The organism is Rhizobium sp. P1_C7, from assembly GCF_056406295.1.
In genome coordinates this window covers 242,167-256,784 of sequence record NZ_JBFUAL010000006.1, presented here as the reverse complement: position 1 = coordinate 256,784, position 14,618 = coordinate 242,167, and the positions used below count along the sequence as shown (strand labels likewise).

17 protein-coding genes and 1 tRNA gene are annotated in these 14,618 nt (G+C 59.5%); 15 read left to right on the top strand and 3 right to left on the bottom strand.

The window, feature by feature from the left end:
* The first annotated feature begins 234 nt into the window (after positions 1 to 234).
* The 9 genes from AC1D2R_RS11945 (at position 235) to AC1D2R_RS11905 (ending at position 8,987) form a co-directional block, all read left to right on the top strand.
* The gene (locus AC1D2R_RS11945) at positions 235 to 1,398 is read left to right on the top strand and encodes an isovaleryl-CoA dehydrogenase (protein ID WP_477967479.1); all 1,164 of its coding nucleotides are present in this window, start codon (positions 235 to 237) and stop codon (positions 1,396 to 1,398) included.
* Positions 1,399 to 1,436: 38 nt separating this feature from the next.
* Positions 1,437 to 3,044, top strand: coding sequence for a carboxyl transferase domain-containing protein (locus AC1D2R_RS11940; protein ID WP_477967478.1), 1,608 nt, complete (start codon positions 1,437 to 1,439; stop codon positions 3,042 to 3,044).
* Positions 3,045 to 3,051: 7 nt separating this feature from the next.
* Entirely contained in the window at positions 3,052 to 5,034 is a 1,983-nt protein-coding gene (locus AC1D2R_RS11935; RefSeq protein WP_477967477.1) for an acetyl/propionyl/methylcrotonyl-CoA carboxylase subunit alpha, read from the top strand.
* Positions 5,035 to 5,036: 2 nt separating this feature from the next.
* Positions 5,037 to 5,918, top strand: a complete 882-nt coding sequence (locus AC1D2R_RS11930; RefSeq protein WP_477967476.1) for a hydroxymethylglutaryl-CoA lyase — start codon at positions 5,037 to 5,039, stop codon at positions 5,916 to 5,918.
* Positions 5,918 to 6,697, top strand: coding sequence for a crotonase/enoyl-CoA hydratase family protein (locus tag AC1D2R_RS11925; protein ID WP_477967475.1), 780 nt, complete (start codon positions 5,918 to 5,920; stop codon positions 6,695 to 6,697). The genes AC1D2R_RS11930 and AC1D2R_RS11925 overlap by 1 nt, the downstream gene beginning before the upstream one ends.
* Positions 6,698 to 6,942: 245 nt before the next feature.
* A complete protein-coding gene (locus tag AC1D2R_RS11920; protein WP_477967474.1) occupies positions 6,943 to 7,077 on the top strand; it encodes a hypothetical protein in 135 nt (44 codons plus the stop codon).
* Between the two features lie 116 nt (positions 7,078 to 7,193).
* Positions 7,194 to 7,691, top strand: coding sequence for a hypothetical protein (locus AC1D2R_RS11915; RefSeq protein ID WP_477967473.1), 498 nt, complete (start codon positions 7,194 to 7,196; stop codon positions 7,689 to 7,691).
* Between the two features lie 90 nt (positions 7,692 to 7,781).
* Positions 7,782 to 8,414 carry a DUF3631 domain-containing protein gene (locus AC1D2R_RS11910; RefSeq protein WP_477967584.1) on the top strand — a complete coding sequence of 211 codons (633 nt, stop codon included), beginning with the start codon at positions 7,782 to 7,784 and terminating at the stop codon, positions 8,412 to 8,414.
* A gap of 156 nt (positions 8,415 to 8,570) precedes the next feature.
* Complete coding sequence (locus tag AC1D2R_RS11905; RefSeq protein WP_477967472.1) at positions 8,571 to 8,987, top strand: cupin domain-containing protein; 417 nt, start codon at positions 8,571 to 8,573, stop codon at positions 8,985 to 8,987.
* A gap of 76 nt (positions 8,988 to 9,063) precedes the next feature.
* Here AC1D2R_RS11905 and AC1D2R_RS11900 read toward each other — a convergent pair whose 3' ends face one another.
* Positions 9,064 to 9,390 carry a hypothetical protein gene (locus AC1D2R_RS11900; protein WP_477967471.1) on the bottom strand — a complete coding sequence of 109 codons (327 nt, stop codon included), beginning with the start codon at positions 9,388 to 9,390 and terminating at the stop codon, positions 9,064 to 9,066.
* Positions 9,391 to 9,910: 520 nt separating this feature from the next.
* Between AC1D2R_RS11900 and AC1D2R_RS11895 the strand changes: the two genes are divergently transcribed.
* Together AC1D2R_RS11895 and AC1D2R_RS11890 are read left to right on the top strand one after the other, a co-directional pair.
* Positions 9,911 to 10,618, top strand: a complete 708-nt coding sequence (locus AC1D2R_RS11895; RefSeq protein ID WP_477967470.1) for a hypothetical protein — start codon at positions 9,911 to 9,913, stop codon at positions 10,616 to 10,618.
* A 332-nt stretch (positions 10,619 to 10,950) separates the two neighbouring features.
* Positions 10,951 to 11,208, top strand: coding sequence for a hypothetical protein (locus tag AC1D2R_RS11890; protein WP_477967469.1), 258 nt, complete (start codon positions 10,951 to 10,953; stop codon positions 11,206 to 11,208).
* A gap of 132 nt (positions 11,209 to 11,340) precedes the next feature.
* Here AC1D2R_RS11890 and AC1D2R_RS11885 read toward each other — a convergent pair.
* A tRNA-Ser gene (locus AC1D2R_RS11885) sits at positions 11,341 to 11,430 on the bottom strand.
* A 304-nt stretch (positions 11,431 to 11,734) separates the two neighbouring features.
* On the opposite strand from AC1D2R_RS11885, the gene rplU reads away from it, so the two are divergent.
* The 4 genes from rplU (at position 11,735) to AC1D2R_RS11865 (ending at position 13,704) form a co-directional block, all read left to right on the top strand.
* Positions 11,735 to 12,052 carry a 50S ribosomal protein L21 gene (rplU, locus tag AC1D2R_RS11880; protein ID WP_037067978.1) on the top strand — a complete coding sequence of 106 codons (318 nt, stop codon included), beginning with the start codon at positions 11,735 to 11,737 and terminating at the stop codon, positions 12,050 to 12,052.
* A 34-nt stretch (positions 12,053 to 12,086) separates the two neighbouring features.
* Positions 12,087 to 12,356, top strand: coding sequence for a 50S ribosomal protein L27 (gene rpmA / locus AC1D2R_RS11875; protein ID WP_037067980.1), 270 nt, complete (start codon positions 12,087 to 12,089; stop codon positions 12,354 to 12,356).
* A 128-nt stretch (positions 12,357 to 12,484) separates the two neighbouring features.
* Positions 12,485 to 13,120, top strand: coding sequence for a GNAT family N-acetyltransferase (locus AC1D2R_RS11870; RefSeq protein ID WP_477967468.1), 636 nt, complete (start codon positions 12,485 to 12,487; stop codon positions 13,118 to 13,120).
* Positions 13,117 to 13,704 (top strand): GNAT family N-acetyltransferase, encoded by a 588-nt coding sequence (locus AC1D2R_RS11865; protein WP_477967467.1) that lies wholly within the window; start codon positions 13,117 to 13,119, stop codon positions 13,702 to 13,704. Before AC1D2R_RS11870 ends, AC1D2R_RS11865 begins: the two co-directional genes overlap by 4 nt.
* Before the next feature lie 32 nt (positions 13,705 to 13,736).
* On the opposite strand, the gene AC1D2R_RS11860 is transcribed toward AC1D2R_RS11865, so the two are convergent.
* A complete protein-coding gene (locus AC1D2R_RS11860) occupies positions 13,737 to 14,603 on the bottom strand; it encodes an endonuclease/exonuclease/phosphatase family protein (RefSeq protein ID WP_477967583.1) in 867 nt (288 codons plus the stop codon).
* Positions 14,604 to 14,618 lie beyond the last annotated feature (15 nt).

The following is a 14,618-nucleotide window of genomic DNA, read 5'->3' as shown; positions in this document are numbered from 1 at the left end:
ACACACGGCTAGAGGCCACGCCACAGAACCAGCTTGCCTCATTCGGGTCGGATCGGTCGATCTCAGGTGAACTCCTGATTGTGCTTGTCATTGCACGGGTCTTGGATGACATTTTAACCCTATTGGCGGCCACGGAGGAGGTTGTCGGCAACGTCACGTAGATTGCCAACCGACTGAAGTAATCGCACGCGGCCGGACGCCGCGTGATCGCGCCGGACAAAAGGGAGGAAGCCAATGTACTCCGGGGGCCTGAAGTTCGCGTTGACTGACGAGATAGAGGCATTGCGCGATGCGGTTCGCCGTTTTGCCTGCGACCGGATTGCACCGATTGCTGTCGAAACAGACGCCAGCAACAGCTTTCCGACACCGCTTTGGCGCGAGATGGGGGACATGGGGCTTCTCGGAATCACCGCCGAGGAGACATACGGCGGCGCGGGCATGGGTTATCTTGCTCATTGTGTTGCTATGGAAGAGATTAGCCGTGCATCCGCTTCGGTGGGTCTTAGCTACGGCGCGCACTCCAATCTCTGCGTCAATCAGCTCAGCCGAAACGGAACCGCCGAGCAGAAATCACGCTACCTTCCCGGGCTGATTTCCGGCCAGCATGTCGGTGCGCTCGCAATGTCTGAACCGTCGGCGGGATCGGACGTCGTGTCGATGCAGCTTCGTGCGGACAAGCGCGGCGACAGATACATCCTGAACGGGAGCAAGATGTGGATTACGAACGGTCCGGACGCCGATATGCTGGTTGTCTACGCCAAGACCGATCCCCAGGCCGGTCCGCGTGGAATCACGGCCTTCCTCGTCGAAAAAGATTTCGAGGGTTTTTCGACTGGTCCGAAGCTCGACAAGCTCGGCATGCGGGGCTCCAATACCTGTGAGCTGATATTTTCCGATTGTGAGGTGCCCGTGGCCAACATTCTCGGCACGCTCGGCGGTGGTGTCCAGGTGCTTATGTCGGGGTTGGACTATGAACGCGTCGTACTTTCGGCCGGACCTCTCGGGATCATGGCGGCTTGCATGGACGTCGTCGTCCCCTACCTTCACGAGAGAAAACAGTTCGGCCGGGCGATCGGCGAATTCCAGCTGATGCAGGGAAAGCTCGCCGACATGTACGTCACGATGAACGCGGCCCGCGCCTATGTCTACGCTGTCGCAGGGGCGTGCGATCGAGGCGAGGCGAGTCGCAAGGATGCCGCGGGCTGTATTCTCTACGCTGCAGAAAAGGCGACGATCATGGCGCTCGAGACGATCCAGGCGCTTGGCGGCAACGGTTATACGAACGATTACCCGGCTGCGCGGCTGCTGCGTGATGCCAAGCTCTATGAAATTGGTGCCGGGACCTCGGAAATCCGGCGCATGCTGATCGGCCGTGAACTTTTCGAGGAGACGGCATGATCGAGAGAATTCACCCGCGAACCTGGCATCGGTGACAAATGACGGTTCTGAAGTCGCAAATTTCGACAAACTCGGAAAACTTCAGGACGAACCGTGCCGCGATGGCGGACGCGGTGCGCGTCGTAGAAGAAGCTGCTGTCGCCGCTGTTCAGGGTGGTGGTCCCGTTGCGCGTGAGCGCCATGTTGGCCGCGGCAAGATGCTGCCGAGAGATCGGGTCGCCGCTTTGATCGATCCAGCCACCCCCTTTCTCGAAGTGGGGCTGACAGCGGCACACGGGATGTATGGCAACGAGGCACCCGCGGCCGGGCTGATCACCGGTATCGGCCGCGTGGCCGGTGGTGATTGCATGATCATATGCAACGACGCGACTGTCAAAGGCGGAACCTACTATCCCGCGACCGTGAAGAAGCACCTGCGCGCACAGGAGATTGCTGCGCAGAACAATCTCCCCTGCATCTACCTGGTGGATTCCGGCGGTGCGAATTTGCCGAACCAGGACGAGGTGTTTCCGGATCGCGATCACTTCGGCAGGATCTTCTTCAACCAGGCGAATATGTCTGCTGCCGGGATCCCGCAAATCGCTGTCGTCATGGGCTCATGTACGGCCGGGGGTGCCTATGTGCCGGCCATGTCTGACGAGGCCATCATTGTCGAAAGACAGGGGACTATCTTTCTAGCAGGCCCACCGCTTGTAAGAGCAGCGACGGGAGAGGTCGTTTCGGCCGAGGACCTCGGCGGCGGCGACGTGCACACCCGGCTATCGGGCGTTGCGGACCACCTGGCGCGCGACGACGCCCATGCGCTTGCGCTTGCCAGGCAGCTTGTCTCCAACCTCAATCGCGCAAAAGCACCGCCAACTGTGATCAAGAATGCAGACGCCCCGCTTTATGATCCGGCGGAGATCGCTGGTATCGTGCCAGCCGATCTCAGGACGCCGTACGACGTCCGCGAGGTGATTGCCCGTATTGTCGATGGCTCGCGCTTTGATGAATTCAAACCGCTCTACGGGGCAACGCTGGTCTGCGGATTTGCCTGCATTCACGGCATCCCGGTTGGCATTCTGGCGAACAACGGTGTGCTGTTTTCAGAGTCGGCACTCAAGGGCGCGCACTTCGTGGAACTCTGCTCGCAGCGAAAGATCCCGCTCGTCTTCCTGCAGAACGTCACCGGCTTCATGGTCGGGCGGAAGTATGAGACAGAGGGAATTGCCAAACACGGCGCCAAGCTTGTCACCGCGGTTGCGACAACTGCTGTCCCGAAGATAACGATGTTGCTCGGCGGTTCTTTCGGCGCCGGCAATTATGGCATGGCAGGGCGAGCTTTTTCGCCGCGTTTCCTCTGGACCTGGCCGAACAGCCGCATATCCGTGATGGGTGGCGAGCAGGCAGCTGGTGTGTTGGCAACGGTGCGCGGCGAAGCGCTCTCTCGCGCCGGCACGCCATGGACGGCGGAGGAGGAAGCCGGTTTCAAGCAGCCCGTTCTCGATCTCTTTGAACGGCAGAGCCACCCGCTCTACGCCTCCGCGCGTCTGTGGGACGACGGGGTCATCGATCCCGCCAAGAGCCGGGACGTGCTCGGCCTGTCGCTGTCGGTTTCGTTGAATACACCGATCGAAGACACCCGCTTCGGTCTTTTCAGGATGTGAGGCGGCCATGTTCCAGAAGATCCTTGTCGCAAATCGAGGCGAGATTGCCTGCAGGGTGATCCGCACGGCAAGGCGCATGGGCATTGCCACGGTTGCCGTCTATTCCGATGCGGATGTCGGCGCGCTGCATGTCGAAATGGCGGATGAGGCCGTCCGCCTGGGGCCGCCAGCCGCGCAGGAGAGCTATCTGTCGATCGAGCGCATTCTTGCGGCTGCTCAGCGCACCGGCGCGGAAGCCATCCACCCGGGCTATGGGTTTCTGTCGGAGAACGCTGATTTTGCTGAAGCGGTTGAAGCGGCTGGTATCATCTTCATCGGACCGCAGCCGTCGTCCATCCGTGCAATGGGTTTGAAGGATGCCGCGAAAGCGCTCATGGAGCAGTCCGGCGTGCCTGTCGTACCCGGCTATCACGGTCATGATCAGCGCGACGGTTTTCTTGCCGATCAAGCCGCTTTGATTGGCTACCCCATCCTCATCAAGGCGCGTGCTGGTGGTGGCGGCAAGGGCATGCGACGTGTTGATCACGAAGACGAGTTCCTGGAAGCCCTGGTGGCCGCGCGGCGAGAGGCGAACGCAGCCTTCGGCGACGACGGCATATTGCTCGAGCGTTATCTGCTACAGCCCCGACACATCGAGGTCCAGATCTTTGGAGATCGACATGGCAGCGTCGTTCATCTGTTCGAGCGCGATTGTTCTCTGCAGCGCCGACATCAGAAGGTGATCGAGGAGGCGCCCGCGCCGGGCATGACGGCGGACATGCGATGGACGATGGGGGAGGCCGCCGTCCGTGCCGCACGCGCTATCGGCTACCGTGGCGCCGGCACAGTCGAATTTATTGCTGATGTGACGAACGGATTGTTGCCGGACCGTTTTTACTTCATGGAGATGAATACGCGGTTGCAGGTGGAGCATCCAGTCACCGAAGCGATCACCGGCGTCGACCTTGTCGAGTGGCAGCTGCGCGTTGCTGCCGGGGAGCCGTTGCCCAAGACGCAGCCCGAGCTTGAGATCTACGGCTGGGCTTTCGAGGCGCGCATCTATGCAGAGGACGCTTCCAAGGGCTTTTTGCCCGCTACCGGGACGATCGGACAGCTGAGCTTTCCAGATGTCAACGCTCGCGTCGATGCCGGTGTTCGCGCCGGCGACGCGATATCGGCCTATTACGATCCGCTGATTGCCAAGATGATTGTGCATGGGCCGAACCGCGCCAGTGCGCTTTCCCGTCTCACCAGGGCGCTAAGGGCTTCGCACATCACCGGAATGACCACCAATCTCGAATTTCTCGCCCAATTGAGCAGCCAGGACGAATTCGTTTCCGGCTATCCGGATACCGGCCTGATTGATCGCAACATCCAGCATCTGACCGCGGTTCAGCCTCCGGAGGATATTGCAATCGCACTTGCAGCTGTCTTGTCGCTCGGCATACCCAAACGACAGGAAGGCGATCCCTGGCAGGCGCTGGGGTATTGGCAGCTCTGGAGCGACATGCAACGGATCGTTACTTTGGAACACGAGGGCGGTCGTTCAAGCTTGCGGATCGCTGCCAGGGGCTTTGATTTCTTCGCCGTTCACGACGGTAAGCGGGTGATTCCGGTGAAGATCGTCAGCCGCCTCGATGACGGATGCCGGACGGAGGTAGACGGTCGGCAGATCGAGGTGAAGGCCACGCTGGCTGCCCATCAGCTCGTCCTGCGAATGGATAGCAAAACGCATGTCTTTCGCCTCCCTGATCCCTTGAATGCCGATATTGAGACCGTTGTTTCCGGCAGCAGGCTAACCGCGCCGATGCCGGGTCTCGTCAAGATCGTACGGACACAACAGAATGCGGTTGTTTCGAAGGGTGCGCCGCTTGTGGTGATGGAAGCCATGAAAATGGAACTAACCCTCGTTGCCCCTCGGGGCGGTACCATCGATACTGTTGAGGTGAATGAGGGGCAGCAGGTAGAAGAAGGTGCCCTGCTCGTCACTCTCAAAGCGGAGGAGGCGTAACCATGCCGACCGGGCATTCCTCCCTACTTCCGCGAGATGTGTCGATCGTTGAGATGGCGCCGCGCGATGGGCTGCAGAACGAGAAGGACCCGATTTCGACGAATAAGAAGATCGAACTGGTCGACGTGATCTCCGATTGTGGCTTCGAACGCATCGAGGTTACGAGCTTCGTCAGCTCCAAATGGGTGCCGCAGCTCGCCGACGCTGCCGAAGTCATGGCCGGCATCCGTCGCCGACCCGGCGTGCGCTATGCCGTGCTGACGCCGAACATCAAAGGCTTCGAGGCCGCGATGGCGGCAGACGCCGACGAGATTGCGATCTTCGCTTCCGCCTCCGAGAGCTTTTCGCGTCACAACATCAACTGTACTATTGCAGAGAGCATCGAACGGTTCCGACCCGTCGCTCAAGCGAGCCGCGAGCGCGGCATTCCCATGCGCGGCTACGTCAGTTGTGTCGTCGAATGCCCCTACGAAGGCGCCGTGGCGCCGGAGGCGGCGGCAGGGGTCGTTGACCAGTTGCATGCGCTCGGGTGCTACGAGATCAGTCTCGGGGACACGATTGGTCGTGGCCGACCGGAGGAGGTCGACCGCATGCTGGTGACGGTTCTTTCCTATGCGCCAGCCACTATGCTGGCTGGTCACTTCCACGACACCGATGGGTGGGCTCTCGACAATATAGGCGTTTCGCTGGAGCACGGTCTTCGCGTCTTCGATGCATCCGTCGGAGGGCTCGGTGGTTGTCCCTACGCGCCGGGCGCAAAGGGCAATGTCGATACGCTGGCGGTCGCGCAGTATCTCGCCCTCAAAGGCTATCGAACAGGGCTGTCGCCCGAAAAGCTGGAACAGGCGGCGGCTTTTGCCCGCAGTCTGAGGAGTGCCGCCTGATGCCGGAAACGCTGAGAATCGAGACCGACAAGCGCGGCGTGGCGCGGCTGACGCTTGCGCGTGCAGACAAGCACAATGCGATGTCTGCAAGGATGATTGATGAGCTCACCGAGGCGGCTCGTCTCCTGGGTACGGACCAGAGCGTTCGCGCGGTCATCATGGCGGGCGCCGGCAAGAGTTTTTGCGCGGGTGGGGATCTGGAATGGATGCGCGCCCAGTTCGATGCCAGTCGAGGTGAGCGAATTGCCGAGGCCCGTCGGCTGGCAATGATGTTTAAGGCGCTGAACGAGCTTCCGAAGCCGCTGATCGCTTCCGTGCATGGAAACGTTTTCGGTGGCGGCATAGGTCTCATAAGCGTCTGCGATACCGTGGTGGCTGCTGAGACGGCGCGTTTCGGCCTGACGGAAGTTCGTCTCGGCCTCATCCCCGCAACGATCAGCCCCTACGTCGTCGCGCGGATCGGCGCCTCAGCCGCGAGGCCGCTTTTCATGTCCGGCAGAGTGTTCGATGCAGAACAAGCCAGTGCTATCGGGCTTGTTGGATCCGTCGTGGCCAACGATGACCTCGACCGTGCGATTGAAGCCGCAGCGAGCGAATTTCTCGCTGCGTCGCCGCAAGCCGCTGCAAGCGCCAAAGGGCTTGTCCGCTCGCTTGGAGCGCCGATCACAGAAGAGATCATCGAGGATGTCGTGCGGCGACTTGCTGATAGCTGGGAGACGCCTGAGGCACGGAAGGGTATCATGGGATTCCTTGAGAAGCGCAACCGGACTTCCCTATAGCTCTCGGTTGGTAGGCGCCAGCACCGTCGGTTGCGTAAGCCAATCAAGAACTGGCGCGATATATTTGCAAATGCTAATACGTGTAACTTGGGAATCGTGACAATTCAATTTCTTGGTCAATGATCCTCGGAACGTGAATTGCAGCCAGTCGGCGAGCCATCGAGTGAATCGCTCGATGGGAGAGCTGTTTTCAACGATATCATGCGGAGGAGGCACCACTGGCTATCAATCTTGTTTCCAATATCATGCAGATGCTGACACCTGACGTGGTTGGGCGGCGTATTGCCACCGCGCTGAGTTTTGAAAGCAGCAAGGTACAGAGCGCTGTCGGTGCTGCCGATGCCCAGATTGATCACGCCGACGCTCAAAGCGCTGTTTGACAAGGTCTGGCCATCCCCGGAGTCTCCGAGATCCTAAAACCGACTATTGATGTTCTGAAGTTCGCGTGATCCCGGCAATTACGTTTGTGGAACCGATAAGCAAAGGAGCGAAACTCATGGCTGACAAGTCGATGTTCACAGTAGACGAATGGAAGCTCTTGCTGGAGAGCGTAATGATGGCCGGCATAGCCGTTACCGCCGCAGAACCGAGCGGCCTGTGGGGAATGCTCAAGGAGAGTATTGCCAACAGCAGCGCGCTCCTGCAGGCGAAGGCCGACGCTGCGGCAAACCCGCTGATCAAAGCGATCGTCGGCGACTTCGAAACGTCGGAAGGGCGAAGTGCGGCCCGTGATGGATTGCAGGCGAAACTCAAGGGAGCCAAGCCACAGGAGATCAAAGCAAGGTGCATCGAAACGCTCCAGCAAGCCCGCACGGTCGTTGAGGCCAAGGCGCCCGCCGATTCGGCGGCCTTTAAAAGCTGGCTCTATCAGATCAGTCAGAAAGTGGCCGAAGCCTCAAAAGAGGGTGGCTTCATGGGCATAGGTGGCGTGACCGTCAGTGAGGCGGAGAAGGCGACGCTTGGGGAGATATCGGCGGCGCTGCAGCTTGGCTAGTACCCGCCGGCGCACTGCTTTTACGCTGTCGCGCTTGCCGGGCTCGGCAACCTTCCAGACACGATCCTGTCGCGATCGATCGTCGTGCGCATGCGCCGTCGCGCCAAAAATGAACCCGTCGAGCCTTTCCAGCGCCGAGAGGTAGAGGCGGAGGCGGAGGGGTTGCGAAAGAGACTTGAGAAATGGGCCGAGAGCGTGCAGCCGTCGTGGCCAGAGATGCCGCCGGGCGTTGCCGACCGGCAGGCGGACGTATGGGAGCCGTTGTTGGCTATTGCGCAGGCGTGTGGGGAGGACTGGCATGAACGCGCCAACGAGGCAGCGATTTCCCTGCTCGCGGCGAGCGTCGATGATGAACATACGCTCGGCGTCCTTCTTCTCCGAGATCTTCGCGCGGTTTTTGCAGATGCCGAGAGGCTGGACACTGCGACGGTGCTGGAGCGGTTGCATGAGCTTGAGGAAAGTCCGTGGCGCGACATCAGGGGGAAGCCGTTGGACACGCGCCGACTGGCGAAAATGCTGAGGCTCTACGGCGTGATGCAAAAACAGGTACGTGTGACGCTTGTGACGGATGTGACGCTTTTTTCAGGGAAGGGAGAGGTGACACAAAAGCGGTTCGACGTGGACAAAGATGAGAGAGAAAAAACACAACAAAAACAATTAAGAGGGTATGAGCGTTCTGACCTCGAAGATCCGTGGAACCGCTACCTGCCTCCCTTGTCCTGAAAATGCGTCACAAGCGTCACATCCGTCACAGGACCTCATGAAGCGGCATGCCATCCGATGGCGTAATGGGTGGCATGGGATGTCTTGTTATGCGGTCGGCGATCAGGCAGTCTGGCCGCGCGGAGCGCCTCCGCCCAATTGGCGCGGGAGGGACCGATGACAGAGACGATCGCAATCGGCGGGCTGACGCTGGAATTCCTGCATGACAAGGAGCAGACGGAGGGCGGCCTCGACATGTTCCGCATGACGGTGCAGCCGAAGGCGCGCGTGCCTGTGCCCCATTACCACGAAAGTTGGGACGAAGCTGTCTACGGGCTCTCGGGAACGCTCGCATTCCGCGTCGGCGGCGAGGACGTATTCCTGTCGCCGGGCGAAAGCGTTTTCATCAGACGCGGCGTCGTGCACAGCTTCCGAAACGACAGCGAAGCCCCTGCCGTCGTGCTGTGCGTTCTGACGCCGGGCGTGCTGGGGCCGCAATATTTCCGGGAGATGGCCGCACTGTTGGCCGACGGACCGCCGGATCCGGCCAAGATGAAGGAGATTATGGCGCGGTACGGGTTGGTGGTGGGATAGGCAGTCGAGACCTTGGCGACTGCGGGTTCCACGTCGGCGCCTTAACTAGTGCTTGTCGGTCGTTCGTCCCGCTTCGCTAAAGCTGTTTGCGCGTCCCTTCCAATTCTTGCCAGTCATAAACGAAGCAACGCTCCTGCTCTCGTTGCACATCCTCGGCGGTTGTAATCCCGAAGCGGCTGTAAATCTCCGCGCCAGTTGAGGGCAGCCCGGTATTTTTTCGGACGACCAAAACCGGAAGCAAGGGCAAACCTCGAAGGTAAAGCGAGGTCGCAATCGCTGTCAGCTTAGGTCCCCACCCATTTGGAATACCGCCAAAGGTCTTCGCCAACTCGCCATAAGTGACTGTCTGACGAGCCGCCGCCGCTTGCTTCAGGAACACTGTCACGCGATCGTAGATAGACAATTTATCAAACCTTCTTTTTGGTAGTGGGGCAAAACTGCACATCGCCAACGGCGCAGTAGGTCCAGCTTGGCTCCCCAGACAAGTCAGCATATCCAGTCGCATCGCGCCTTGAGCGTTTCGAACTGATCTTCAAAAAACGCCACCGCTCCGCCTCAGGGGAAGTGGCGCAATTGTCCAATTGGCGCTCACTTGTTGCCCGGGGGTCATACAGCATTGGGAGACGTTCGGGCTTGCGGTGATCTGACAAAAGTTTGCTTTGAGCTGCCGCGGTTCATATTGCGTCTGGCGTTCACATGAAAACCCTTCTGATCTTCAAAAGCTCCCCTCGAAGCCACACACTAGCCGCAATTTCCCAGACGAGGTATTTTGCCGTCATGCCGCCGCTTCAGAACACGCGACACGAACTTTTCGCTCGAGCCATTGCCCGTGGGGATCCGGCTTATCGAGCCTACGGCGACCTCTACGGCGCTGAAAGCCACGCCGCTGAGGCGAACGGGTCCAGGGTGATGAAAAATGTAGGGTGGCTACTCGGATCGGCGAGCTGAAGGCGCGGACAGCTGTCAGGACTGAAAAAACGGCCGCTTCGCTAGTCAAGGATCTCGACGTCGCCATCGAATTCGCCAAGGCATGCAAGAACCCCTCCGCCGTGGTTCGAGCCATCGTCGCACAGGCGCGGTTGCTCGGTCTCGTTGTCGATCGGAGCGAAGTCAGTGTTCAGCATCGCCCGGCACCATGGCCGACGAAAACCATCGAACTTTCCGAGGCGGAGTGGGTGGCAAAGTTTTCGACGGGACCAGGACCGAGGCCCGCGCTGACCGACCAAGGCAAGCGGCTGGAGGCGGAGAAGCGCAAGCTCAACGGCAACACCCGTCCTGAGCCGATCGGCGAGGACAGATCAGAGAGTTGGCGACCTGCCGCTGGATCGCTCACGGCGATACCGTCCGATGTGCGCGAATGCCAGGCCGAGATACATAAACGCGAGGGTGGCCTCTTCCTTATATGCCACGTCGTCTGCCTTAAGCCGCTGCCACGTCGCAGCTTYTCTGGTCGTCAAAAACCTGCCAATAAAATATACAGCCGCCAGAAGMCACGCCCCRCCAATCAATCCCATTTTGAGCTCTCTTACACCACGTCAAGGGATAATGACACTGCCGGTTGTATTTTTCAAAGCATACGGATGGGGTATAAGGCATGGGTGGGAGCCGTGGTCCTGCCGCAGCGAGATTAGTCGAGTGGGGGCGTTAAGGCGACGGTAAGCCTCTTCGACGTTGCAGCTTGTCGCAGAATTTGACTTTACCGATACTCTCCTCGGTTGCTGGAGGGTCGCAATGCAATATGTGATGGCTGCTGTTGTTGGCGCAGGTGTAGGCTTCTTCGCCTTCTGTTTGCTCGCACCGCTGCTCCAGAGGATGGGCCTTCCCCCGTTAAGATTGGACAACCGCTCAGAGAGCGAGAGGCGCTTCAGAGCGGTCTTTGCGGCAATGGCAAAGGCACAGCGGCAGTCGCTTATTGACTGCCACATGCAAAGGCTGGGGTGCAGCAGGGAGCAGGCAATGCGATATGCGGTTGAAGACAGAGAGCGCGGCTTTGATCGATGGTGAGCTGAGCCAAAGCATCGTCAGAGCGGAAGGACACAAGTGCGACCTTTCGCTTCTTGTCGGTTTGCTGCCGTTATTTGATCTTTCGGCGACCGAGGGCGGCGATCTTAACCAAAGAGCAGTATTGCGCCGTCATCGAGGGCGAGAAGCTGTTGCTGACGAAGACGGTTTGGGAGCAGGCGCGCAGGCGCTGGCATGGCTAAACGCGAACGGAAATTGATAACGCATCCACTCTAGTACTGGTGCAGCCGAAATCCCCCGCCTGCAGAGACGTAGGGTGCAGGGAAAGGTGCAGTGCTCGACTAGATCCTTCCAGAAAAGTATACACTATCAATTAATTATCGGTGATATATGGCGGAGAGGGTGGGATTTGAACCCACGATACCCTTGCAGGTATGCCGCATTTCGAGTGCGGTGCGTTCGACCACTCTGCCACCTCTCCGCAGTTTTGGTCGGCCCATAGGGGCGCGGGCTGTCTCATAGCGAGAGTTTGCCGGGCTGGCAAGACGAAATCTCAAAGCTTTTCATCCTTTTGCCTTGACAGTTTTTTTGGGCTCGCGTATCTGCGCTTCGCAATAGGCGTGGAAAAGTCCGTGCCTTGACAGGCCTTGCGCTCGCGTGGGGTATCACCGGCAGAGAGAGTTCCGGGCGAAAGCCTCTGAAAACCCTGCTTAACTTCGACTGATAAAAAGACGGCCACCTGTTTGATGCGGGTATGAGCCGGAACGAACATGAAAGGATAAAAAATGTTCGCAGTCATCAAGACCGGCGGTAAGCAGTACCGTGTGGCAGCAAACGATGTGCTGACCATCGAGAAGCTTGAAGTCACCGCTGGCGATTCGATCGAATTCACCGAAGTCCTCGTTATCGGCGAAGGCGCCGACGCTGCGATTGGTGCTCCCTTCGTCAAGGGCGCTTCGGTCAAGGCCGAAGTGGTCGAGCACAACCGCGGCAAGAAGGTCATCGCCTTCAAGAAGCGCCGTCGTCAGAACTCGAAGCGCACGCGCGGCCATCGCCAGCATCATACGGTTGTTCGTATTACGGACATCGTGGCTGCCAAGTAAGATCACGGGACTTAAGGTTTAAAGGAGAACTCCAATGGCACACAAAAAAGCTGGCGGTTCGTCGCGCAACGGTCGTGATTCCGAATCCAAGCGCCTTGGCGTGAAGAAGTTCGGCGGCGAAGCCGTCATTTCAGGCAACATCATTCTGCGTCAGCGCGGTACGCAGTGGCATCCGGGTTCCAACGTCGGCCTCGGCAAGGATCACACGATCTTTGCTCTTACCGCCGGCAATGTGAACTACCGAACGAAGGCCAACGGTCGCGTATACGTGTCTGTCATGCCGAAAGCGGAAGCAGCGGAATAAGCCGGTAGCGCTTTATAGCAGCCGGTGTCTCATCGACCCGGCTGAGCGTACAAGGTTCAGTCAAGAAAAAAGGGGAGATGGGGCACCACCCATCTCCCCTTTTTCTTTACCTCAAGGAGGACTGAACCATGCAAGGCGAATTGTTAAGGGAAGGCCAATTGCGGTCTCCCAAGGAGCGGCTGAGGCCGGAGCGGTTAAGGACCGATTGCCCCGTCTTATTATCGGAACGGCTCGTCATGCGCGCGCCGCACGAAGAAGACATCGACGCCCTTGCCCATCTCGCCAACAACGCCAAAGTCGCCACAATGGTATCGCGCATGCCGCACCCATATACGGCCAATGATGCCGCCGACTTCGTGCGCCGCACGAAAGATGGCGAGATTGGCAAGTGCGTCTATGCCATTACCAAAGCTGAAAACGGTGCCTTCATGGGCTGCTGCGGGGTGGAGCCGCATCTCGACGGGAGAACCGTCGAGATCGGGTATTGGCTTGGAGAACCATACTGGAATCAAGGCTTTATGACTGAGGCGTGCCACGCTCTCGTCGATATGGTCTTCCGCACGAGGCAGGATGTCGATCAGATCGACGCCCGTTGCCGGGTGATGAACGTCGCATCGCGGCGGGTCATCCAGAAGTGCGGTTTCCAGTTCCAGGGTTCCGGGCTGGCCGCGTCCCTGGCGCTCGGCAGCAACGTGCCGGTCGAATGGTACCGGCTCGACCGCAAGACCTGGATGTCGCTCAGAAGCTGGGGGAGCGTCCTATGAACGCGATCAGTGTCCAGAGACCCAGGAGCCAGTCTAAGTCACCCGGCCCGCTGCCGGTCATCACGACGGACCGGCTGACGCTGCGCCCGCACAGGCTCAGCGATGCCGACGCCATCGCGCAATCGCTCTCCGATTTCGCAGTTACCCGCATGCTGGCGCGCGTTCCGGCACCTTACGATCGGCAGGACGCGCTCGACTGGCTCGTGCCCGCCACGTCAGGTGGCTTGCCGGATTGGCAGCTGGCAATCACCACAGGCGACGATGCGCATATCGGCACGGTTGCGATCGAGCTTCGGCACGGCCGCTGGCACCTCGGCTATTGGCTGAACCGCTACTACTGGCGGCGCGGCTACATGAGCGAGGCGGTTGCGGCAGCGCTGGAGCGTTTCTCGCGGCGCATGCCGGAGACGCCGGTTCATTCCGGTGTCTTTGCCGACAACCCGGCCTCACTGCGGCTGCAAGAGAAGCTCGGCTTCCGCATGACCGGTTGCAGCGAAATCTACAGTTTCGCGCGCAACACCATGGTCACGCATGTCGAGACGCTACTGAAGCCCGGCGCGTTGCAGATGGGCAAGACGGCCTGACAAGAAGCGCCTCGAAATCTTTTCGCGGCGCTTCATTCACCGATCTCGACCCACACAGGGAAGTGGTCGGAACCTGTGGGCGTCGTGTGGACGCTCGCGGATTTCAGGCGGGGTTCGAGACCGCCGCTCACGAAGCAGTAGTCCAGATGCATGCGTTTGCCATGATCCGCAGGGTCCATCCAACTATAGCTTCCGTGGCTATAGCCGTTCAGCGCAGCGAGCGCGTCGATCGGCGTGCCTATGCGGGACGTGCGACCGTAGTAGCCGTCCTTGTTTCCGGCGAAAGAGCAATATTCCGGCGATTCCGGCACCATGTTGAAGTCGCCCATGACGACGTAGTTCTCTGGCAGCGGAGGATCGCTGACATCGAACTCGATGGCGCCGGTTACCGATCCACCTTCGTGGGTGAAAGCGTTGATGCGGTCGTTGAGATACACAAGCTGGCGGATGCGTTCGTCGGCGGAGACGTGATCGAGGTGAACGGAATAGACGCGCAGGGCGCCGTCAGGCGTGTCGACGACGGCTTCGGTCGCGCCCCGCTGCAGATTGAGCTTGGAGATGGTGCGGCTGCGCGGAAGAAGCAGCGTACGCGTGGACAGGATAGGCCAGCGGGACAGCACCATGTTGCCGAATTGAAAGCGGAATGCGCGCTGTGAAAGCGCCCCTTCGGGCGGTTCGACATGTAGATCGCAGGCGGGGCCATAGACCCAGAAGTGGTCGGGGAAAAGGGCGGCGAGGTCCGCCACCATGTCGGCATGCCGGTTCCTGACGAACCCTCTGGTGACCTCCTGAAGCGCGATGACATCCGCGCCCTGAAGGCTTTCGGCGATTCGCTCGAGATTGTAGAACCCGTCGAGACCGAAGCCGTACTGTATGTTATAGCTCGCAAACCTAACGATAATCTTTGACCTCCG

Coding starts and splice junctions, on each gene's coding strand:
- AC1D2R_RS11865 (WP_477967467.1), top strand. CDS start 13,117: ATGAACGCGATCAGTGTCCAGAGACCCAGGAGCCAGTCTAAGTCACCC.
- AC1D2R_RS11945 (WP_477967479.1), top strand. CDS start 235: ATGTACTCCGGGGGCCTGAAGTTCGCGTTGACTGACGAGATAGAGGCA.
- AC1D2R_RS11910 (WP_477967584.1), top strand. CDS start 7,782: ATGCGCCGTCGCGCCAAAAATGAACCCGTCGAGCCTTTCCAGCGCCGA.
- AC1D2R_RS11890 (WP_477967469.1), top strand. CDS start 10,951: ATGCGGTTGAAGACAGAGAGCGCGGCTTTGATCGATGGTGAGCTGAGC.
- AC1D2R_RS11870 (WP_477967468.1), top strand. CDS start 12,485: ATGCAAGGCGAATTGTTAAGGGAAGGCCAATTGCGGTCTCCCAAGGAG.
- rpmA (WP_037067980.1), top strand. CDS start 12,087: ATGGCACACAAAAAAGCTGGCGGTTCGTCGCGCAACGGTCGTGATTCC.
- AC1D2R_RS11925 (WP_477967475.1), top strand. CDS start 5,918: ATGCCGGAAACGCTGAGAATCGAGACCGACAAGCGCGGCGTGGCGCGG.
- AC1D2R_RS11940 (WP_477967478.1), top strand. CDS start 1,437: ATGACGGTTCTGAAGTCGCAAATTTCGACAAACTCGGAAAACTTCAGG.
- AC1D2R_RS11915 (WP_477967473.1), top strand. CDS start 7,194: ATGGCTGACAAGTCGATGTTCACAGTAGACGAATGGAAGCTCTTGCTG.
- AC1D2R_RS11935 (WP_477967477.1), top strand. CDS start 3,052: ATGTTCCAGAAGATCCTTGTCGCAAATCGAGGCGAGATTGCCTGCAGG.
- AC1D2R_RS11920 (WP_477967474.1), top strand. CDS start 6,943: ATGCAGATGCTGACACCTGACGTGGTTGGGCGGCGTATTGCCACCGCG.
- AC1D2R_RS11930 (WP_477967476.1), top strand. CDS start 5,037: ATGCCGACCGGGCATTCCTCCCTACTTCCGCGAGATGTGTCGATCGTT.
- rplU (WP_037067978.1), top strand. CDS start 11,735: ATGTTCGCAGTCATCAAGACCGGCGGTAAGCAGTACCGTGTGGCAGCA.
- AC1D2R_RS11905 (WP_477967472.1), top strand. CDS start 8,571: ATGACAGAGACGATCGCAATCGGCGGGCTGACGCTGGAATTCCTGCAT.